This is a genomic window from Bosea sp. 29B (genome assembly GCF_902506165.1).
Lineage (GTDB): Bacteria > Pseudomonadota > Alphaproteobacteria > Rhizobiales > Beijerinckiaceae > Allobosea.
Genome location: NZ_LR733817.1, coordinates 338,451 through 358,727 on the forward strand (window position 1 = coordinate 338,451; position 20,277 = coordinate 358,727).

The window sequence follows — 20,277 nt, forward strand, 5'->3', positions numbered from 1 at the left end:
GTTTCACGCCCCAGCACGGCGCGACGGGAGGCAGAATGCCGGCAACCGAACGATCTGAAAAATCGTTAATTCATATCTTCATATAAATTCTAGCGATATCATGCCCGCTCGCTCTGAACGGGTCTTCCTCGCCATGCGCTATGTCCAGCTCCGTGCCTTCCACCAGGTCGCGCTGTCCGGCGGCTTCTCGAAGGCGGCGCAGGCGCTGCACCTCACCCAGCCGGCCATCTCCGACCAGGTCCGGCGGCTGGAGGAGGAATACGACGTCGCTCTGTTCAACCGACGCCATCGCCAGATCGTCCTGACCCCGGCAGGCCATCGGCTGCTGGCCGTTACCCATCGCCTGTTCGGCGCCGAGGGCGAGGCGCTGGAGCTGCTGCAGGAGGAGCGCTCATTGCGCACGGGCGCATTGCGGATCGTCGCCGATTCCGTGCAGCACGTGCTCGATGTGCTCACCGCCTTCCGCGAGCGCCATCCCGGCATCCAGGTCAGCGTCGCCCGCGGCAATACCGGCAGCATCGTCGAGATGCTGACGGGCTACGAGGCCGATATCGGCGTGCTCGGCGAACTCGGCGACGAGCGCCCGTTCGAGGTCCTGCCGCTCAACGTCTCGCCGATCATCGCCTTCGCCGCCCGCAGCCACCCGGCTGCCACTCGGGCGAACCTCTCGCTGGCTGAATTGAGCGACTGGCCGCTGATCATGCGTGAGCCGGGCTCGCGCACCCGCCAGATGCTGGAACAGCGGGCGGCGGAGAGCGGCATCACGCTCAGTTACGCAGTGGAAGCGGAGGGGCGCGAGGCCGTCGGGGCGATCGTGGCGGCGGGCGGCGGGATCGGCTTCGTCTCGGCGGCGGAGTTCGGCGAGGACGATCCGCGCCTTACCCGCATCGCGCTCGACGGCCCACCGCTCCTGATGCGGGAGACGCTGATCTGCCTGCATGACCGACGCAACAGCAAGGCGATCCAGGCCTTCTTTGCGACCGCACAGGCGCTGCACAGCCGATCCGGTCAGCCCGCAATCGCCTAGCGCGATCGCCTCACTCCGCCGCGCGCAGGAGCCGGCTGCCGATCAGGGCGCCCTTCTGCTCCAGCAGCCCATGCACGGTCGCGGCGATATGGGCATCGATCCGCTTGAGGTCGCGGGTGATGTCGAGCTGGAGAGCGCTGACGACGACGGCTTCGCGATGACCGGTGCGCATCTCGGCAAGGTGGGACTCGATCGCCTCGCGTTCCAGCTCGCGGAAGGTCTCCTTCTCGCGGATGATCCGGCGCGCCGTCGGCTCGTCCTCGGAAATGAAGACGGTGATCGCCAGGCGCAGGTGATCGCGCAGCCGCTGGTGCATGTCGGCGATGCGCTCCAGCGCCTCAGGCGGCAGCCGGCGCTGGTCGCGGATGCGCTTGCCGGCCATCTGCATCAGGTTCTTCTCGACGATGTCGCCGATATGCTCGAGGTTGATCGCCAGCACCAGCACCGCCGAGAGCCGGCGCTCATCGGCCTCCGACAGGGCCGCACGGGCGATCGCGCCGACATAGAGCTGGATGTGGTTGAACAGGCTGTCGAGCACGTCGTCGGTCCGGCTCACCGCAGCGACGCGGCTAAGATCGTCGCCTTCGAAGGCCGAGAGCGAGGTCTTGAGCATGTCGTCGACGACATCGACCATGCGCAGCACTTCGCGCGTCGCATTCGAGAGGGCGATGGTCGGCGTCGCCAGAGCGGACTTGTCGAGATAGCGCGAACGCGACGGGTCGGCCTCCGGAGCGGGCTCGGGCATGACGCGCATCAGCAGCCGCGCGATCGCCGGCAGCGGCACGAGGAAGAGCGCCGCCATCGCGAGGTTGAAGGCGAGATGGAACAAGGCCGCCGCCTGCGCCGGTGCAAGGCCGATCTGCCCGACGAGCTTTGTCAGCAAGGGCAATAGCGCCAGCCCGAGCAGGCAGCCCAGCGCCCGGTTGGCGATATTGCCCAGAGGCACCCGGCGCGCCGCGGCATTGCCCTTCAGCGCCTGGACGAGCGGGTTCATCGCCGTGCCGAGATTGCAGCCCAGCACCATCGCCAGCATGGTCGGTGTGCCGATCACGCCGGTCGCGGCAAGGCTCATCACGATCAAGATTGCCGCCAGCGAGGAATGGGCGGCGAAGCTTAGGGTAGCCGCCAGCAGCAGGGCGATCAGCGGGTCGTCCGAGAGCGAGCCGAGCACGGTACGCAGCACCTGCGAGTGCTCGACCGGCCCCATCGTGCCCTGCATCAGCCGCAGCGACAAAAGCATCAGACCGATGCCGAAGAGCGCCTTCGCCGTCTCCCGCGCCGGCAGCCGCCCGAAGCGCCGCATGCCGGCATAGCCCGCCAGGATCAGCAGCGGCACGAGGGTGCTGGTGTCGAAGCTGACGAACTGGACGATCAGCGTCGTGCCGACATTGGCGCCGAGCATCATCGCCAGCGCCGGTGCCAAGGCGATCAGCCCCGCTCCCGAGAAGGAGGCGATCATCATCGCCGTCGCGGTGCTGGACTGCAGGCCGGCCGTCACCAGCACCCCGGCCCCGAAGGCACGCCAGCGGCTGTCGAGGCCAGTCGCCAGCACAGCGCGCAGCCGGCTGCCGAAGGCGGCCGAGATGCCCGCCGTCACCATCTGCACGCTCCAGAGCAAGAGCGCGACCTCGCCGGCCAGCGCGAGCAGGATCTGGGTCGGCGTCTGTCCGGTCATGGCAACGTGTCCGGAGGAGCTAGCGTTGCCGCCAGCGCTGCAGGCGGCCGAACACCAGCCGGTCGAGCCCGACATGGGCGAGCTTCACGGCGATGGCGGTCAGCATGATCACGCTCGCCATGCCGGCGGCCGAGGCGATGGCGCCAGCCTCGTCCATGTGGACGATGGCGATCGAGGCGAGCTTGGTGTCGGCGCCATAGAGGAAGATCACGGCCGAGACCGTGGTCAGCGCGTTGACGAAGACATAGACGGCGATGTCGAGGATCGCCGGCAAGCAGATCGGCGCGGTGACGCGGCGAAAGGTCGACCAGAACGGCACCTTGAGCGAGGCGGAGACCGATTCGAACTCGCCGTCGATCTGCTTCAGGCTGGTCAGGGCGGTGATGTGCCCGACGGTGTAGAAATGGGCGATCGTGTTGATCACCAGGATGGTCAGCGTCCCGTAGAGGACGCCGAGCGGGTTCCAGCCGGCGTTGAAGAAGAAGACGTAGCCCAGACCGAGCACCAGCCCCGGCACCGCCATCGGCAGCATCGCCAGGAACTGCGCGAAGGCGCGTAAGCGCGGGAACAGCTTCAGCTTCTCGATCAGATAGGCGCCGATGAAGATCAGCGTTGTGCCGATCACCGCCGTCAGCGAGGCCAGCAGCAGCGAATTGCCATAGGTCGTCCAGCCCTCCGGATCGACCGCGGCGAAATCGTAATTGTTCAGCGTCAGCGACAGGTTATAGGGCCAGTATTTGACGAAGGAGCCCCAGATCGCGATGCCGTAGGGGCCGACGATGGCGAGCGCCGTCACGCCGACGAAGGCGAGGAGCGCAAGGTCGCGGCGCCGCTCGGGCCGCGGCGAATAAGGCACCGCGCGAGCCGAGAGCATGGCGCTCTGGCGGCGCTGGACGGCGCGGTCGACGAAGAAGGCGAGCACGGCCGGAACCAGCAGGATGATGCCGACGACGGCGCCCATCGGGAAGTTCTGCTGGCCGACGACCTGGCGATAGGCGTCGGTCGCAAGCACGCTGAACTGCCCGCCGATCACCTTGGGGATGCCGAAATCGGTGATCACCAGAGTGAAGACCACGAAGGCAGCGCTGATCACGCCATAGCGCGCACCCGGCAGCGTGATCGTGCGGAAGATGCGCCAGCGCGTCGTGCCCATCGCCTCGGCCGCCTCGCGCAGCCGGCCATCAGACAGGCTGAGCGCGGTGACCAGGATCAGCACGGCATGGGGAAAGCTGTAGAGCGCCTCGGCGCCGATGATGCCGACCGGCCCGTAGAGCGAGGCGCCCATCATCCAGGATTTGAGCAGGCCCTGATTGCCGAAGATGTAGATCAGCGCCAGGCCCGACAGCAGCGAGGGCGCGAAAACCGGCACCATCGCCGCAGCATAGAACAGCCCCCGGCCAGGAATGCAGCTGCGGCGCAGGGCGTATGCGTAGAGAAAGGCGAGCGGCAGCACGATTCCCGTGGTGACGCTGGCGACGAGCACGCTGTTGGTCAACGAGGAGAGCAGCGTCGGCGTCGTCGCATAGCTGACGAAGTTCGCCAGCCCGACAAAGCGTCCTTGGGTATCCTCGAGGCTCTTGGACAGCAGCGCCCAGAGCGGCAGGGCGATGATCAGGATGAGCACCGCGCAGAGCGCCAGGATCAGCACGCCGGCGACATGGCGTTCGCTGAGCCGCGGCGGCGAGATCTTCACGGTGGCGCTTGTCATCGTCAGCGGTGTCGCGGCATGGCTCATCGACCACCCCCGGCAAAGACATGCAGCGCCTCGGGCGGAAAGGCGACCGTGCGCACCTGCCCCGGCAGGATGGCGAGGTCGCGCATCGCATTCGTCGAGAAATCGGCGGCGATCCGCGTCGAACGTGAATTCGTCGGCTCCAGATGCGCCCGGCAATAAGACCCGAGAAATGACAGGTCACCGATCGTCGCCTCGAAGCGGTTGGGGGTCTCGGCCGTGATCGAGCGGGTGCGCACCTCCTCGGGACGCATGGCGAGCCGCACAGGCGTGCCCACGCTGAAGGGCGCGGCATTGGCGACGAGCAGATCGAGCTCGCCGACGCGCACCTGGCCCGGCCCGGTGACGACGGCGTCGAGGAAGGTCATGTGGCCGACGAAATCGGCGACGAAGGGCGTGCCCGGGCGGCGGTAGATCTCCTCGGGGGTGCCGACCTGCTCGACGGCGCCGTCGCTCATCACGACGATGCGATCGGCCATGGCGAGCGCTTCCTCCTGGTCGTGGGTGACCATGATCGTGGTCACGCCGAGCCGCTGCTGGAGGGAACGCATCTCGTCGCGCAGCCTGATCCTGACCTTGGCGTCGAGCGCCGAGAGCGGCTCGTCGAGCAGCAGCAGTTCCGGCGCGGTCGCAAGTGCGCGGGCCAGGGCGACGCGCTGCTGCTGTCCGCCCGAGAGCTGGATCGGGTACTTCTTGCTCTGTTCGGGCAGGCCGACGAGCGCAAGCAGTTCGTCGACGCGCCGGGTGATCTCCGCCGACGGGCGACGGCGGTTGACCAGGCCATAGCCGACATTGTCGGCGACGCTCAGGTTCGGGAACAGCGCATAGGACTGGAAGACGATGCCGAAATCGCGCTCGGCCGGGCTCGCACGGGAGACGTCGCGCCCGCCCATCTGGATGCTGCCGCTGTCCTGCAGGTCGAGGCCGGCGATCGCGCGCAGCAGGGTGGTCTTGCCGCAACCCGACGGGCCGAGGAAGCAGACGAACTCGCCGCGGTGGATGTCGAGATCGATGCTGCGCAGGGCCTGGAAGGCGCCGAAGCTCTTGGCGAGCTTGCGGATCGAGATAAACGGAGCCGTGTTCGTGCTCATCTTGCCGACCTTCATCTGAACGCGCAGCTGGCTTCGGGCGCGATGGCGTCAGTTCTTGGGCGCCGCCTTCGACTCGTAGCGCTTCGACCATTCGGCGAGGACGCGGTCGCGATTGTCGGCCATCCAGGACAGGTCGTTCTTGATCATCCCCGCTTCGGCATTGGCGGGATAGTTGGCGGGCTTGTTCTCGATGCCCCGCGCCGCCACGATCGCATAGGTCTTCGAGTAGAGCTCGTTGGCCTCCTTGGTGGTCGACCAGTCGGCGACCTTCTTGGCGACGCTGAGGTTCTTGCTGCCCTTGACGATGGCGCTGGCTTCCATCTCCCAGCCGACGCCCTCTTTCGGGATCACGACCTCGATCGGCGCGCCCTTGCTCTTCTCGGAGGCGCCGCGCATGTCGAGCGCCAGGCCCACGGTGCGCTCGCCCCGCGCCGCCTGGACGCAAGGAGCGGAGCCGGAGTGCAGATAGGCGGCGATGTTCTCGTGCAGGCCGTCCATGAACTTCCAGCCCTCGGCCTCGCCCATGCTCTGCAGCCAGCCCGCGACCATCAGATAGCCGGTGCCGGACGAGGCCGGATGCGGCATCACGATCTTGCCCTTGAGCGCCGGGTTGAGCAGGTCCTTCCATGAAGTCGGCACCGGGACGCCCTTGGCCTCGGCGGTGTTGAAGCAGACGACGCCGAGATAGGCGTCCATGCCGGTCCAGGTGTAGGGCTCGTTGCCGTCGCGGAAGACCGGCTTCAGCGCATCGGCGCCGGCGGGCTTGTAGGCTTCGAGCAGCCCCGCCTTCTTGAACATCAAGAGGCTCGATGCGGCCAGGCCCATCACCATGTCGGCCCGCGGATTGTCCTTCTCGGCCAGGAAGCGGGCGGTGATGACGCCGGTGGAGTCGCGGACCCAGACCACGTCGGCCTCGGGCACGGCCTTCTCGATCGACGCCTTGAACGGGCCGAGTTGGTCGTTCTCCAGCGCGGTGTAGACCGTCACCTTCGTCTTCTGCGCCAGGGCGACGCCGGGAAGCGCCAGCGCAAATGCCCCGATGACGCAGGAAGCAAGCCAGTTCTTCATGTTCTCATCCCCTCGTTGAGATCGGTTAGAACGCTCTTTCAACGTTTCTTTGTTTTGACATGCAAAAACGCAGGCGGATCGCTCCGCCTGCGTTGGTCTTCTTGGTCACGCGCTCCAGGGCATCGACCATGTCTTGACGTTGGTGAAGGACTTCATGGCCTCGACGACGCCCTCCTTGTAGCCGAGGCCGGAGTCCTTGATGCCACCGAAGGGCGACATCTCGATCCGGTAGCCCGGAACCTCCCAGAGATTGACCGTACCGACCTCCAGCTCGGCGACGAAGCGCTGGATGTAGTCGAAGCGGTTGGTGCAGATGCCGGAAGACAGGCCATAGGCAGTCGAGTTCGAGATCGCGATGACCTTGGCGATGTCGTCGGGCACCCTGATGATCGGGATGACCGGGCCGAAGGTCTCCTCATGCACAAGCTCGCAGGTGTAGGGGATCTTGTCGACCACGGTCGGGTGGAACAGCGCCCCTTCCGCCCGCTTGCCGTAGAGGACCTCGGCACCCTTCGTCACGGCATCGTCGACGCGGGCCTGGAAGAGCGCGGCCGAGCGTGCGTTGATGACGGTGCCGACATCGGTCGCCGGGTCCATCGGGTCGCCGCATTTCAGCTTCTTCGCCTTCTCGACGACGAGCTTGGCGAAGGCCTCGGCGACGCTCTCGACCACCAGGATGCGCTTCACTGCCGTGCAGCGCTGGCCGGAGTTCTTGGTCGCGCCGGTGACGGCAAGCTCCGCCGCCTTGTCGAGATCGGCATCCTCCATGACGATCAGCGGGTCGTTGCCGCCGAGCTCGAGCACAATGCGCTTGTAGCCGGCCGTGTTGGCGATGTGCTTGCCGACTCGGACCGAGCCGGTGAAGGTCACCAGATCCGCATCGGGATCGGTGATCATCGCATCGCCCATGGTCGAGGGATTGCCGGTGACGACCGACAGCATCTCCGGCGGCAACCCGGCCTCGTAGAGCACGTCGGCCAGCGCCAGGGCGGTCAGCGGCGTCAGCTCGGTCGGCTTGAGGACGAGGCGATTGTTGGTCGCGATCGCCGGCGCCAGCTTGTGGCTGACCATGTTGAGCGGGTGGTTGAACGGCGTGATCGCCGAGATCACCCCGAGCAGCGGCTGGCGCGTCGTGAAGATCTTGCGGGCCTTGCCGTTCGGCGAGATGTCGCAGGAGAACATCTCGCCATCGTCCTTGATGGTGAGCTGGGCTGCGAAGGACCAGACGTCGTAGGCGCGGCTGGCCTCATAGAGCGAGTCCTTCCAGCACAGGCCGGCCTCGGCGGTGATCAGCCGGGCGAAGTCTTCCTTGCGTGCGAACAGGAGTTCGGCCGTCTTCTGCAGAATGCGCTGGCGCTCATAGCGGGTCAGCACCGGCTTGAACGCCTTGGCCTTGGCGAAGGCCTCGCGGACATGCTCCGGCCTTGCCGCTGGAATGAGCCCGACGACGCTGTCGTCATAGGGATTGCGGACCTCGACCATGTCCTCGGTCGAGACCAGCTTGCCGGCGATGCGCATCGCCTCGCGCCGCACCGGCGGCTTCACGGTCGCGTTCATCGTCAGTGCACCAAATTGAGGGCGACGTCGAAGACGTCGAAATTGCGCAGGATACGCCCGTCCGGGACGGTGATCGGCCGGTTGGCGATCATCGGCACGCGCTGCTCGGTGATCCCGCCATGCGAGCGCAGCGGCTCAGTCAGGCCGGAGAGGTCGTGCTTGTCGGGCGAGGTGCCGATCACCTTCTGCCGGGTCGAGATCACGACGACGTCGCCGATCCGGTCGGCCGGCAGCTCGAAGCGCTCGCAGGCCTCGGCCGAGGTCACCGCCAGCGCGATGCCGTCGAGGCCGGAGATGCGGGCGGCGACCTCTTCCTGGCTGGCGCCGTCGGGCAGATAGACCGTGGCAAAGGAGCCGAGCGCGCCGTGATGGACGACGTAAGGATCGGTGATCGGCAGGATCACCCGCATGGTGCCGCGGCCGTACCACTCGTCCATCAGGCTCTGCAGATAGACGACATCCGGCTCGCCATTGGCGAGGTGCTTGTCGTTCATGCCGTGGTCGGCGGTGATCACCAGCGTGCAGCGGAGGCCGTCGAGCTTGCCGACGTAAGCATCGAACATCGCATAGAAGCTGTCGGCCATCTCCGAGCCGGGCGCCGCCTTGTGCTGCACATAGTCGGTGGTCGAGAGATACATCAGGTCCGGCTTGAAGCTCTCGAGCAGCTTGACGCCGGCGGCGAAGACGAACTCCGAAAGGTCAGCCGAATAGACCGACGGCACCGGCATGCCGACGAAATCCAGCACCTTCTCGATGCCGTTCTCCGCCTTGTTCGCCTTGTCGGCCTTTTCCGAGGAGAAGGCGATTGCCGAGCCGCTGGCGAAATCGAGCCCCTTGCCGAGCAGGGTCCGCAGCTTGTCCTTGGCGGTGACCATCGCGACCTTGAGGCCGGCCTTCTGGAACTCGGCGAGGATGGTCGGAGCGCGCAGGAAACGCGCGTCGTTCATCATCACCTCTTCCTTGGCTTCGCGGTCGTAGAAGAAGTTGCCGGCGATACCGTGGACCGCCGGCGGGCGCCCGGTGATGATCGAGAGGTTGTTCGGGTTGGTGAAGCTCGGGATCACCGAATAGGCGTGGGTGCTCGCCCCCGTCTTCATGATCCGGTCGAGGTTCGGGGTCAGCCCCTTGGCGCTGGCCGCCTCGATATAGGCCGGCTCCGAGCCGTCCATGCAGATCACCACCGTCGGACGAGCCGGGCGGGCATAGCCGCGGCCGTTGGCGATGACCGCGCCGTCGATTTTCGTATGGACAGTCATGATGTGCTCCTCAGGCGGCCGACTTCAGGCCGACGCCCATCTCGTCGAGAACCGACGACACGGTGGCGACGAAATTGCGCATGTCCTGCGCGCCCAGCGCGCCGATGCAGCCGATCCGGAAGCTGTCGGCGACCGTGAGCTTGCCGGGATAGATGACGTAGCCGGCATCCTTCAGCGCGTCGTAGAAGCGCTGGAACACGAAGTTCTTGTCCTGCGGCATGTGGAAGGTGACGATGATCGGCGCCTGCCGGGCCGCCGGCAGCAACGTCCGGAAGCCGAGCTCCTGCATGCCCTCGATCAGGATGCGGGCATTGTCGGCATAGCGCTCGCCGCGCCCGGCGACGCCGCCCTCGGCCCAGAATTCCTGCAGCGCCGCATGGAAGGCGACGATGACGTGGATCGGCGGGGTGAAGCGGTACTGGCCGGTGCGCTCGAAGCCGGCGTTCTGGTCGTAGAGGTCGAGCACCAGCGTGGTGGCGTTGCCCTTGGTTTCGGCCAGCGCGCTCTTGCGGGCGATGACGAAGCCGAGGCCCGGAACGCCCTGGATGCACTTGTTCGAGGACGCCGCGACCGCGTCGAAATGGACCTCGCGGCTGTCGAGCGCCAGGGCGCCGAAAGCGCTCATCGAGTCGACCAGCAACCGGCGGCCATGGCGCTTGACCAGTGCCGCGATCGCCTCGACCGGGTTGCGGATGCCGCTGGTGGTTTCGCAATGGACGGTGAAGACGTGAGTGATGCCGGCGTCCGCCACCAGCATGCGGTCGACCTCGGTAAGATCGGGCGGCGTATCCTCGGCGGTCTCGTGGACGACGACGGCGCGACCCGCGATCTCCAGGATGCGCTTGGCGCGCTGGCCATAGGCGCCGTTGATCAGGACCAGGATCTTGCCGTCGCGCGGCACGAAGGTGGTCAGCATGGCTTCGACGGCGAAGGTGCCGGAGCCCTGCATCGGCACCGTGACGAAGTCCTCGCCACCATGGATGACCTTGGGCAGCTCCTCGAGAACCGCCTTGTTGATCCCGACGAAGGTGGCGTCGCGCGAACCCCAGTCGTGCACCATCGCTTCCTTGATGGCCTTGCTCGTCGTCAGCGGGCCGGGCGTCAGCAGAAGTGGATCACCGGTTTCGGAGGAGGCAGGGCGGCGGGCCTGGGCCATGATGGTCTCGCGATGTCGTTGCGGCGGGTGATCTCGACGCTAGGATCGCGATTGACATAGGTCCAATACATCGTTTCCATATCATCCATAGATAGGATCTATGGCATGGCCATCAGCTATTCCGGACTCTCCGCCTTCCACGCCGTGGCCGAGGCCCAGAGCTTCACCGGCGCCGCCAGGACGCGCAATGTCAGTCAGCCGACCCTGTCTGCCCAGGTCCGCGGACTGGAGGACGCCTATGGTGTCAGGCTGTTCGATCGTGCCGGCAGGCAGGTGAAGCTGACGCCGCTCGGGCAGAGCCTGTTCGTCATCACCGCCAGGCTGTTCGCAGCCGAGGACGAAGCGCAGTCCCTGCTCGCCGGCAGCCGCACTTTGCAGCGCGGCCATCTGCGCATCGCGGCCGACAGCGCCACCCATGTCATGGCCACCCTCGCCCGCATGCGCGAGCGCTATCCGGGACTGACCTTCTCGCTGACGATCGGCAATTCCTCGGAGGTCGTCGATCAGATCATGGACTTCGCCGCCGACGTGGCGATCACGGCGCGCGCCAACTCCGACCCGCGCATCTACAGCATCAAGCTGCGCTCCGACGATCTCATCGCCTTCGTCTCGGACCAGCACGAGCTGGCAAGGCACGAGCATTTGCCGATCGAGGCCTTCGCCGGCCAGGATATCGTCCTGCGCGAGCGCGGCTCGATCACTCGCGAGGTCTTCGAGAACCGGTTGTCCGTCGCCGGGATCAAGCCGGCGAACCTGCTGGAGGTGCAGTCGCGCGAGGCCGTCCGCGAGGCTGTCGCCTTCGGTTTCGGCATCGGCGTGGTCTTTGCCTCCGAGTTCAGACTGGAAGCCGGGTTGAAACGCATCGTCATCACCGGCGCCGAATTCGACGTCGGCGAATACGTCGTCTGCCGGGCGGAACGCCAGCGCCTGCCGCTGGTGCGCAGCTTCTTCGAAACGGTCCAGGACCTCTGAAGCACACGCCGCTCGGGGAAAGCGCAGGCGCTTCTGCTGCACCGGGTCGTGGCATCAGGGGCCGAGGATCGTAAGGATGATGCGTACCGGCTGCTCGCCGACATTGCTGAACCAATGCTCGGTATCGACGAGGAAAGTCGCGGTGTCGCCGGCTTCCAGCGTCATGACCTCCTGCCCGGCATGGACTTCGAGGCGGCCGGTGAGAATGTGGAAGATCTCGCGGGTTCCCGGCTTATGCGGCGCGAAGCGGTTCGATGTCGCTCTCGGCGGGACGCTGTAGGACAAGAGCTCCAGATCCGGCGTCGGGCGCGCCAGCGTCAACCGCTCGATCCCCGTCACATCGTCGAAGAAGCGCAGATTCTCGCCTGCGCGGGTGATCTTGGCATTGTCGCGCTCCACCAGCTCCGCCAGCTCCAGGCCGAGCCCCCGGGCGATGGCGATCGCGTTTCGCAATGTCGGGCTGAGCAGCCCGCGCTCAACCCGCGACAGGGCAGCCGCCGAAACACCGCTCGTCTCCGCGAGCTGGTCGAGCGTCACGCCGAGCTGCGTGCGGCGCGTACGCACGGCATTGCCGAACCGGACATCCTGTTCCTGCACCTGAGCGTCCAAATCACACCTCGGCTCTTGTCGTTTTGCATATTAGCAAATATGATTTCGTATCTGCAAAACGAGTATACACCATGCCCGCCTTCCTCAGCGCGCTGCCAGTCCTGTCCACAGTCCTTGCCCTCGCTTTCGGGGCACGTTCCCTCCACGCCGCCCTTCTCGGCGTAGGAACGGCCGCGCTCGCCATCCTGCTGGCCTTCCCGCTTTCGCCCGACAGCATCATGCCCGCAACCATGCGCTGGGCTCCCATCCTGATGGAAGTCCTGCTGATCGTCGCGGGCGGGTTGCTGCTGTCGGAGGTGCTGCGGCAGGCCGGCGGGCAGGCTGCACTGGCGAGCTGGATCCGCGGGCGCGCCGGCCAGGGCGTCGGCGCCATCCTGCTGGTCGTGCACGGCGTCACGCCCTTCGCGGAATCGCTGACCGGCTTCGGCATCGGCGTGACCATCGGCATACCCTTGCTGGCGCATTTCGGCCTGCCGGCGCGCAAAGTGGCGGTGATCGGCCTGCTCGGCCTTTGCGCGGTGCCATGGGGCTCGATGGGACCGGGAACGCTGATCGCCGCGACGATGTCCGGCCTCTCCTTCCGCGATCTCGGCGTCGCCTCCGCGGCGATCAGCATCATCCCGTTCATCGTGACCGGCATCATCGCAGCCTGGCTCGCCGCCGCCCCCGATGAGCGGGGCAAGGCGGTCCTGCAGGGCACGCTGTCAGGCGTCGCGCTGACGCTCGCGGTTGCAGCGGCCAACCTCCTGTTCGGAACGGCACCGGCAGGCGCGCTCGGTGCGCTCGTCATGATCGTCCTGCATGTCCTCCTCGGACATCGGCGCGGCGGCAGCGTGCCGCTGGAAGCGATCGGACGCAGGGCGCTGTGGAGCTATGCCGTCCTGCTCGGCGGTGTGCTGGTCGCCGGCTGGGCCGTGCGCGCGAGCGGCCTGTCCGAGAACTGGCGCTATCTCGGCTCGCCCGCGCTCTGGCTGTTCATTGCCGCAGCCTGGTTCGCGCGCGGACGGCCGGAACCCCATTCGCTGCGCAAGACCTGGGCGTCATGGCGCGAGGTCGCGCCGGTGACTGGCCTGTTCATCCTGCTCGGCATCCTGATGGCGGTCTCGGGCATGGCGGCGCATCTGGCCCGGACCCTGGCGGGAGCCGGCACGGCCTATCTGGCAGCGGCCCCGTTCGTCGGCGCGATGGGCGGCTTCGTCACCGGCTCCAACGCCGGCGCGAACGCGATGTTCGCCACCACCCAGGCCGAGATCGCCCGCTCGCTCGGCGTCGACGTGCTCTGGTTCATGGCGATCCACAATGTCGCGGCAGCCTTCCTGCTCATGGCCTCGCCAGGCAAGATCGAGATGGCCGTGCAGCTCTCGCCGGCTGGCGCGGCCGAGCATCGGCGCTGGGTCCAGCTGGCGATGCTCGGCGTCGCATTCGCCGTCGTCACGGCGCTGGCGGTATTGAACCTCATCTGAAAGTCAGCTTGCCCGGCTGCTCACGGCAGGGCGGCCACCGACAGCAATCCGATCTGGCGCGCGAGCCTCGTGCACTGCTCGCGAATATCGGGAATGGCGACGGTCTCCCAGAACGCCGCCCGCGTCAGCGGCCCGATTGCGAAAATTCGGCGCGAGGCCACTCCCGAGGCATCGAGCACTGCATAATCAGCCGAGACATCGATGCCGATGCGCAATGCGTCGACCCGCGCCGCCCCCTGCCGGAGCAGAGACTGCAAGGCGGGGTTGGTCGACAGGCTAGGATCGGCGGTGATCCCGCGACAGTCAATGATGCTGCCGACCGACAACAGCTCAGGGGTAGGCTGGCCGCGCGGACGATAGGATACGCTCAAGCCGTGCTCGCCCGCCTCGCAGGACAGCATCCTGCCCTGGAGAATGCGTAGCTGCCCGTTGGCGACCGCCTCCTGCAGCCTTCTGTCGGCCTGTGGCGCCATGCGATGCCGATGAACATCCCAATGTGCCCGCACATGCTCGAGCAGGCGCGCTTTCGACCGGCTCGACAGCTTCCACCAGATCTCCTGGCTGAAGGGCCTCACTCCATCGACGACGCCGCGCCAATCGCCGTCCTGGCGCTGGTGATCGGCGATCCTGGCGCGGAACCAGTGCAGGAGCGCAGCGCCGCTGGCACCGAAGGGGATATCCTCCTTGTCGAAGCGAACAGGCGGGGCATCGCGGTGGACCCGCGGCAGCAGCCCGCGCCGCGACAGCGCGTGGATCGGCCCGGCAAAGCCTTTCTGCAGCAGCGTCAGGACATAGTCGACCATCGACAGACCGGTTCCGAGAATGAGGATCGGCTCGCCCGCTTCTGCCGCCGCGGCCGCTTCGGCCGTCCATGGGCTGACATGGCGGTCGGACTGCTGCCAGTCATAGGCCTCGTTGCCGGTCGCGAGGATCGCCACCTGGCCGAGATGCGTCGTGCCGTCGTCGAGCGTCGCGACGACCCGGCCTGCCCTCTCCTCGATGGCGCGGCATTCGCCTCGGACAATGGTCAGCCGGTCCTGCCCCTCCGCCCCGGGACGCTCCAGGGCGACCAGCTGCGACATGTACTCGCCATACAGATGGCGCGGCGCGAAGCAGTAGGGGTCCGGGCAGGGTTCGAACCGGCTCGCGGCCGCCTCGCTCAGCCAGCGCCAGAAATGCAGCGGATCATCCGGAAAGGCGCTCATATTCGCGGCCCGGACGTTCAGCAGGTGCTCGGGACGATCGGTCGAGAAGGCCAGGCCGGGCCCGACCCGCTCGCGGCGCTCGATCAACGTCACCACGCAATTGTCGCGCGGATCGCGCAGCAGATGGCAGGCCATCAGCACGCCGCTGGCGCCGCCGCCGACAATGATGATGCGCTTTCCCGGCGCGGCATTCACAGGCGAGCTCTCCGCTGCATTCCGTCTCCATGGCTGCTTCGATGCGCGATCGACAGGACGCCGTGGCAGAGATCTATCTCATTGGTACGGCGTCTGATTTTTCTGAAGAACGGCTTCCGCCGTGCGATCAGGCGCCATGGCGCCGACGACATGGCTACCCCACGGCCGCTCGAATGGGCAAGCCCAGTGCCGCCGCCGTATGGTTCTGGGTGGCGCCGCAAAGGCGCCTCGCACCATGTGCTCTGGATGATGAAAACAGACGTGCATCGGCCAGGGCCAATGTTGAGGCCTGGCGCCTCGTCCCTCGGAATCGATCACGCTGCATCCGGACGCTTCCGCCCGAATGCAGCGTGATCTCGAGCCGCCCTGCCGGTCAAACCAGGTCGGCGCGAGCCGATCCCGATCTAGCCCCGCGAGGCCGCGATGCTCTCGTCCCGCAGGCGCTCATAGCTCGCCTGGTCGACCGGAGCCGCCTCGGGATTGCCGAGGTCGTTCATCTGGACGCGGTAGGTCTCGCGGGCCGACCAGCAGGCCGCTGCCGCGATGACGCAGATGGCGAAGGCGATCGAGCCGACGATCAGTGGGACGTTCTGCGAGCCGGGAGGGGCGACGGTGGCGAACAGGGCCGGCAGCAGAGCGGTGATGGCGGTGCCTATGTTCTGCGAGATCGCCATCGAGGAGACGCGGGTCCGGGTCGGGAACAGCTCCGGAAAGAAGCTCGGGAAGATCGCGTTGTAGCCCTGGTAGACCACGCCCCACATCAGCAGCGACATCACGATCGCCAGCGGCACGCTGTGGATCGAGATCGCATAGAGATAGCCGAAGGCGAGCAGACCGGAGCCGAGGGCGCCGATGATGATGGGCGGACGACGGCCGATCTTGTCGGACAGGTTTCCGACATAGGGGATCACCAGGCAGGCGACGATGTTCCCCATCACCGGGATCCAGAGATAGACGTCCTTGTGGAAGCCGATGCCATAGGCGGCCTGGACCGCATAGGCGGCGCCGAAGATGGTGGCGACGACCGGGATGACGTTCATCAGCGCCATCAGGATGACCCGGATCATGTCCGGCCAGTTGCTCTGGATCGCCTCGATGACGGGCGAGCGCGGCGTCGCGTTCTGGCTGTCTTCCTCCTTGAACGCCGGGGTCTCGTCGACCTCGCGACGGATAATCCAGCCCGCGATGATGACGATGAAGCTCAGCAGGAAGGGAATGCGCCAGCCCCAGCTGTTGAACGCCGCCTCCGGCATGAAATGGGCCAGCGGCAGGAAGACGGCCGCGGCCAGGATCTGCCCCGCCTGCACCCCCTGCAGCGTGTAGCTGGCATAATAGCCGCGGCGACCGAAGGGCGCGTGCTCGAGGATCATCGAGCTCGCGCCCGAGATCTCGCCGGCAACGGCGAAGCCCTGGATCAGGCGCATGAGGACGAGCAGGATCGGCGCCAGGATGCCGACCTGCTCATAGGTCGGGAGCAGGCCGACCGCGATGGTCGAGAAGCCCATCAGGAACATGCACAGGATCAGCACATTCTTGCGTCCGTGCGTGTCGCCCCAGTGCCCGAGCACGAAGGCGCCGATCGGGCGGGCGACATAGCCGACGCCATAGGTCGCCAGCGAGGCGACGATCGCCACGGTCGGATTGCTCGACGGAAAGAAGATCTGCGGGAAGATCAGCGACGCTGCGGTCGCGTAGATGAAGAAGTCATAATACTCCAGCGCCGAGCCGATCCAGCCGCTGGCTGCCGCCTTCTTCGATTGTTGCCTGTGCTGGATATCAGCATGCAAAGCTGCCGTCATGTTCCACTCCCGATGATTACTTGTTTCTGTTTCTTGCGCCGCAGCTTTTCGTGCGGCGCTTATGCGAGGCAGGCACAATCTGCGGCGATCCGGACGCCGCTCCCGTCAGACACGCAAACCCGGTAACGCGATCGAAATTCGGCCGTGCCCGCGGCCGATCTCGTGCGCAGGGCAAATTCGGAGGAGAAGCAGGCGGTGGCGGCGCGCAAGTCTTGCCGCGCCGCAAAATCGGGGCTCATCTACGCCGATGCGAGGCCGTCCGCGCGAGCGCCGAGCAGTCCGTCGCAGGGATGAGTCTTATGCAATCTCTCCTCCTGCTCATAACCTACCAAGACGAAATCGCGATGAATAATGCAAACTACGCTGAAATTCATAATCTGGAGATTATGTATCGTTGAGGAAGTGCTCGGGGCGAGCAGCCCACCCGGCGTGCCGTTTCCGCTGCGCCGAGCCCTCGACAAACGATCAACGTGCCGAACCTCCCGCACCGTCGAGGCACAACTCGCCTGGGCAGTGCCTGAAACGTTTCAGATGACCTTCGGGCTACACTTCCGCCGCCAGCCGGGTATCGTTGTCCGGCGAATCCTCGCCGGCCTCTGGCCAGGCGAGTTTCGGAGCATGCAGGCGCGCGCCGTCGCGAAAGGGCAGAGAATGAAGACGTCGATCGCAACGGTCTCGCTGTCCGGCAATCTTTCGCAGAAGCTCGAAGCCATCGCGGGCGCCGGCTTCGACGGCATCGAGATCTTCGAGCAGGACTTTCTCGCCTCGGATTTCACGCCCGGCGAGGTCGGCCAGATGGTGCGCGACGCCGGACTTGAGATCACCCTGTTCCAGCCCTTCCGCGATTTCGAGAGCCTGCCCGAGCCCTATCGCAGCCGGGCCTTCGCCCGCGCCGCCCGCAAATTCGAGCTGATGAACCAGCTCGGCACCGATCTCGTGCTGGTCTGCTCGAGCACGCATCCGGCCGCCCTCGGCGGCATCGACCGCATGGCCCAGGATTTTCACGATCTCGGCGATCTGGCGAAACGGCATGGCGTGCGTGTCGGCTTCGAGGCGCTGTGCTGGGGCCGCTTCGTCAACGACCATCGCGACGCCTGGGAGGTGGTGCGGCGCGCCGACCATCCGAATGTCGGCCTGATCCTCGACAGCTTCCATACGCTCGGCCGGCGCATCGATCCGGATTCGATCCGCGCCATCCCCGGCGACCGGATCTTCTTCGTGCAGCTCGCCGACGCGCCCGCGATCGACATGGACCTGCTCTACTGGTCGCGCCACTTCCGCAACATGCCGGGCGAAGGCGATCTCGACGTCACCGGCTTCATGCGCGCCGTGACCGCGACAGGCTATGCCGGGCCGCTGAGCCTGGAGATCTTCAACGACCAGTTCCGCTCGGGCCTGCCGCGCCTGGTGGCGCAGGACGGCCATCGCAGCCTGATCGCCGTGATGGACCGGGTGCGCCGCGTCGAGCCGGCGCTGCCCGCGGACCTGCCCGCCTTTCCCCCGCCGGCCCCGGTTGCGGGGGTCGAGTTCCTCGAATTCGCCACCAGTGCGGCGGAAGCGCCGGGCATCGAGGCGTTGCTGCGCTCCTGCGGTTTCGAAAAGACCGGCAACCACGTCTCGAAGCCGGTGGGCCTGTGGCGGCAGGGCGGCGTCAACGTGCTGGTCAACACCGACGCCAGCGGTTTCGCCAACAGCTCCTATCTCGTCCACGGCACGGCGGTGTCGGAGATCGCACTGATGCTGCCCGATGCGCGCGCCGCCTTCGAACGCGCCAGCGCCCTGCTCGCCCAGCCGCATGCGCAGGCCGCCGGCGAGGGCGAGCTCAGCATCCCCGCCATTCGCGGCGTCGGCGGCAGCGTCCTGCGCTTCCTGGATGCGACGTCCGATCTCGGCCGCATCTGGGACATCGACTTCAGAACGAGCCCGGCAGCCGCGGGTGCCGGCCTGACGCGGATCGACCATATCGGCCAGACCATGCCCTATGACGAGATGCTGAGCTGGTCGCTGTTCTACACCAGCATCTTCGACGCCCATAAGTCGCCGGTCGTCGACGTCGTCGATCCCGACGGGCTGGTCCGCTCGCAGGCGGTGCAGTCCGGCGGCCTGCGCGTCACCCTGAACGGGGCCAGCGCGCGCGGGACCCTGGCCGGGCGCTTCATCGAGGACAGCTTCGGCTCCTCCGTCCAGCACATCGCCTTCGCCAGCGACGACATCTTCGCCACAGCGGCGGCGATGGCCGCACGCAATTTCCCGGTCCTGCAGATCGGCGCGAACTACTATCACGACGTCGAGGCCCGCTTCGGCCTGCCGCCGGCGCTGATCGAGCGGATGCGTCTTGCCAACATCCTCTACGACGAGGATGCGGGCGGGCAGTTCTTCCAGTTCTATTCGGCGCCGCGGCCCGACGGCTTCTTCTTCGAGATCGTGCAGCGGCAGGGCAATTATCAGGGCTATGGCGCCCCGAACGCCCCCTTCCGCATCGCCGCGCAGAAGCGCGCGGCCCGCCCGGCGGGAATGCCCAAACGCTAACCTTGCCGGTCGGCGCTCTCCTTGGTCAGCCGCTCCAGCAGGTCGAGGCCGGCAACCGCCGGCCCGCCCTGGCGCTTGGTCAGGCCGACCGCGCCCGACAGGAAGCGGGCACCGGTCGAGATCTCACAGAGGTCGCCGCGATCCAGGTCGTCGGCGACGACGCCACGCGAGATGAACCAGACCGCATCCGAGCCGAGCAGGATCGCGCGCCCCACCGGCAGCGCGACCGTCTCGAAGGCGGGCTGCAACCCGGCCAGGTTGAACGTCAGCAGGTAATCGTCGACCGCGCGGCGGATGATCGCGGTGGCGGGCGGCAGCAGCACCGGCACGCGCGACAGCAATTGCGCCACCGGCTCCTCGCGCAGCGGATGGTCGCCGCGGGCGACCAGCGTGATCTCTTCCTCGTAGAGATGGGCGAAGACCAGGCCGGCCATCTCGCTGGCCACAGGCATGCGCCCGAGCATGAGGTCGATCGCCCCTTCGCGCAGCAGCCCGACCAGATAGGAATGCGGTCCGGTCTCGATCGCCAGCACGGTCTCGGGCGCGATCTCGCGGAAGCGCAGCGCCACGCGCGGGAACAGGCGTGTCGCCGCCGTCGGCAGCACGCCGACCCTGATCGTGCTGCCCGGTGCGCCCGGATGCAGCGCCGCCGCGCCGGCTTCGAAGGCCTGCAGGCCTATGCTGGCATGACGGCGAAAGAGCGCGCCCTGCTCGGTCAGCACGAGGCGCCGCTTCTCGCGGCGGAACAGCGGCGTCGCCAGCAGGGTCTCCAGCTCCGCCAGGGTGCGGCTCAGGGCCGGCTGCGTGATGCCCTGGCGACGCGCGACCGCCGAGAGGCTACCTTCGACCGCGATATCCAGGAAGGCCCGGATATGACGCAGCTTGACGGCAGGGTGCATAATCATTTGATTATGTATCCTAGCGATCTTTGCATTATTCGGGC

Annotated in this window: 15 protein-coding genes; 4 read left to right on the forward strand and 11 right to left on the reverse strand. The window is 66.7% G+C overall.

All coding sequences use genetic code 11. The annotated features are described in order from the left end of the window. Positions 1-133 precede the first annotated feature (133 nt). Positions 134-1,027, forward strand: a complete 894-nt coding sequence (locus GV161_RS01770) for a LysR substrate-binding domain-containing protein (protein WP_152012473.1) — start codon at positions 134-136, stop codon at positions 1,025-1,027. Positions 1,028-1,037: 10 nt separating this feature from the next. Here the strand turns inward: GV161_RS01770 and GV161_RS01775 are convergent, their stop codons facing one another. The 7 genes from GV161_RS01775 to GV161_RS01805 all read right to left on the reverse strand — a co-directional run bounded on the left by GV161_RS01775 (position 1,038) and on the right by GV161_RS01805 (position 10,562). After that, the gene (locus GV161_RS01775; RefSeq protein WP_152012127.1) at positions 1,038-2,702 is read right to left on the reverse strand and encodes a Na/Pi cotransporter family protein; all 1,665 of its coding nucleotides are present in this window, start codon (positions 2,700-2,702) and stop codon (positions 1,038-1,040) included. Between the two features lie 19 nt (positions 2,703-2,721). Further along, positions 2,722-4,437: a putative 2-aminoethylphosphonate ABC transporter permease subunit gene (locus GV161_RS01780; protein ID WP_201302970.1), complete on the reverse strand. Its 1,716-nt coding sequence runs from the start codon at positions 4,435-4,437 to the stop codon at positions 2,722-2,724. Further along, entirely contained in the window at positions 4,434-5,525 is a 1,092-nt protein-coding gene (locus tag GV161_RS01785) for a putative 2-aminoethylphosphonate ABC transporter ATP-binding protein (RefSeq protein ID WP_152012126.1), read from the reverse strand. The genes GV161_RS01780 and GV161_RS01785 overlap by 4 nt, the downstream gene beginning before the upstream one ends. A gap of 48 nt (positions 5,526-5,573) precedes the next feature. Next, a complete protein-coding gene (locus GV161_RS01790) occupies positions 5,574-6,593 on the reverse strand; it encodes a putative 2-aminoethylphosphonate ABC transporter substrate-binding protein (protein WP_244623876.1) in 1,020 nt (339 codons plus the stop codon). Between the two features lie 105 nt (positions 6,594-6,698). After that, on the reverse strand, positions 6,699-8,150 hold the full coding sequence (gene phnY / locus GV161_RS01795) for a phosphonoacetaldehyde dehydrogenase (RefSeq protein WP_152012125.1): 1,452 nt from the start codon (positions 8,148-8,150) through the stop codon (positions 6,699-6,701). A 2-nt stretch (positions 8,151-8,152) separates the two neighbouring features. Further along, positions 8,153-9,406, reverse strand: a complete 1,254-nt coding sequence (gene phnA / locus GV161_RS01800) for a phosphonoacetate hydrolase (RefSeq protein WP_152012124.1) — start codon at positions 9,404-9,406, stop codon at positions 8,153-8,155. A gap of 10 nt (positions 9,407-9,416) precedes the next feature. Next, positions 9,417-10,562 carry a 2-aminoethylphosphonate--pyruvate transaminase gene (locus GV161_RS01805; protein WP_152012123.1) on the reverse strand — a complete coding sequence of 382 codons (1,146 nt, stop codon included), beginning with the start codon at positions 10,560-10,562 and terminating at the stop codon, positions 9,417-9,419. A 105-nt stretch (positions 10,563-10,667) separates the two neighbouring features. On the opposite strand from GV161_RS01805, the gene GV161_RS01810 reads away from it, so the two are divergent. Beyond that, positions 10,668-11,534 carry a LysR substrate-binding domain-containing protein gene (locus GV161_RS01810; protein WP_152012122.1) on the forward strand — a complete coding sequence of 289 codons (867 nt, stop codon included), beginning with the start codon at positions 10,668-10,670 and terminating at the stop codon, positions 11,532-11,534. A gap of 54 nt (positions 11,535-11,588) precedes the next feature. Here the strand turns inward: GV161_RS01810 and GV161_RS01815 are convergent, their stop codons facing one another. After that, a complete protein-coding gene (locus tag GV161_RS01815) occupies positions 11,589-12,143 on the reverse strand; it encodes an XRE family transcriptional regulator (RefSeq protein WP_152012121.1) in 555 nt (184 codons plus the stop codon). 71 nt (positions 12,144-12,214) lie between these two features. On the opposite strand from GV161_RS01815, the gene GV161_RS01820 reads away from it, so the two are divergent. Further along, the gene (locus GV161_RS01820; RefSeq protein WP_152012120.1) at positions 12,215-13,606 is read left to right on the forward strand and encodes an SLC13 family permease; all 1,392 of its coding nucleotides are present in this window, start codon (positions 12,215-12,217) and stop codon (positions 13,604-13,606) included. Between the two features lie 20 nt (positions 13,607-13,626). Here the strand turns inward: GV161_RS01820 and GV161_RS01825 are convergent, their stop codons facing one another. Together GV161_RS01825 and GV161_RS01830 are read right to left on the reverse strand one after the other, a co-directional pair. Beyond that, positions 13,627-15,006 carry an FAD/NAD(P)-binding protein gene (locus GV161_RS01825; protein WP_244623875.1) on the reverse strand — a complete coding sequence of 460 codons (1,380 nt, stop codon included), beginning with the start codon at positions 15,004-15,006 and terminating at the stop codon, positions 13,627-13,629. 404 nt (positions 15,007-15,410) lie between these two features. Continuing rightward, the gene (locus GV161_RS01830; protein ID WP_152012119.1) at positions 15,411-16,805 is read right to left on the reverse strand and encodes an MFS transporter; all 1,395 of its coding nucleotides are present in this window, start codon (positions 16,803-16,805) and stop codon (positions 15,411-15,413) included. 651 nt (positions 16,806-17,456) lie between these two features. Between GV161_RS01830 and GV161_RS01835 the strand changes: the two genes are divergently transcribed. Beyond that, positions 17,457-19,334 (forward strand): sugar phosphate isomerase/epimerase and 4-hydroxyphenylpyruvate domain-containing protein, encoded by a 1,878-nt coding sequence (locus tag GV161_RS01835; protein WP_152012118.1) that lies wholly within the window; start codon positions 17,457-17,459, stop codon positions 19,332-19,334. Here GV161_RS01835 and GV161_RS01840 read toward each other — a convergent pair. After that, entirely contained in the window at positions 19,331-20,239 is a 909-nt protein-coding gene (locus GV161_RS01840; RefSeq protein ID WP_152012117.1) for a LysR substrate-binding domain-containing protein, read from the reverse strand. The two genes, GV161_RS01835 and GV161_RS01840, sit on opposite strands and share 4 nt — an antisense overlap. Between the last annotated feature and the right edge of the window lie 38 nt (positions 20,240-20,277).

Coding starts and splice junctions, on each gene's coding strand:
- GV161_RS01830 (WP_152012119.1), bottom strand. CDS start 16,805: ATGACGGCAGCTTTGCATGCTGATATCCAGCACAGGCAACAATCGAAG.
- GV161_RS01785 (WP_152012126.1), bottom strand. CDS start 5,525: ATGAGCACGAACACGGCTCCGTTTATCTCGATCCGCAAGCTCGCCAAG.
- GV161_RS01820 (WP_152012120.1), top strand. CDS start 12,215: ATGCCCGCCTTCCTCAGCGCGCTGCCAGTCCTGTCCACAGTCCTTGCC.
- GV161_RS01805 (WP_152012123.1), bottom strand. CDS start 10,562: ATGGCCCAGGCCCGCCGCCCTGCCTCCTCCGAAACCGGTGATCCACTT.
- GV161_RS01770 (WP_152012473.1), top strand. CDS start 134: ATGCGCTATGTCCAGCTCCGTGCCTTCCACCAGGTCGCGCTGTCCGGC.
- GV161_RS01840 (WP_152012117.1), bottom strand. CDS start 20,239: ATGATTATGCACCCTGCCGTCAAGCTGCGTCATATCCGGGCCTTCCTG.
- GV161_RS01780 (WP_201302970.1), bottom strand. CDS start 4,437: ATGAGCCATGCCGCGACACCGCTGACGATGACAAGCGCCACCGTGAAG.
- GV161_RS01835 (WP_152012118.1), top strand. CDS start 17,457: ATGAAGACGTCGATCGCAACGGTCTCGCTGTCCGGCAATCTTTCGCAG.
- phnA (WP_152012124.1), bottom strand. CDS start 9,406: ATGACTGTCCATACGAAAATCGACGGCGCGGTCATCGCCAACGGCCGC.
- GV161_RS01775 (WP_152012127.1), bottom strand. CDS start 2,702: ATGACCGGACAGACGCCGACCCAGATCCTGCTCGCGCTGGCCGGCGAG.
- GV161_RS01810 (WP_152012122.1), top strand. CDS start 10,668: ATGGCCATCAGCTATTCCGGACTCTCCGCCTTCCACGCCGTGGCCGAG.
- phnY (WP_152012125.1), bottom strand. CDS start 8,150: ATGAACGCGACCGTGAAGCCGCCGGTGCGGCGCGAGGCGATGCGCATC.
- GV161_RS01790 (WP_244623876.1), bottom strand. CDS start 6,593: ATGAAGAACTGGCTTGCTTCCTGCGTCATCGGGGCATTTGCGCTGGCG.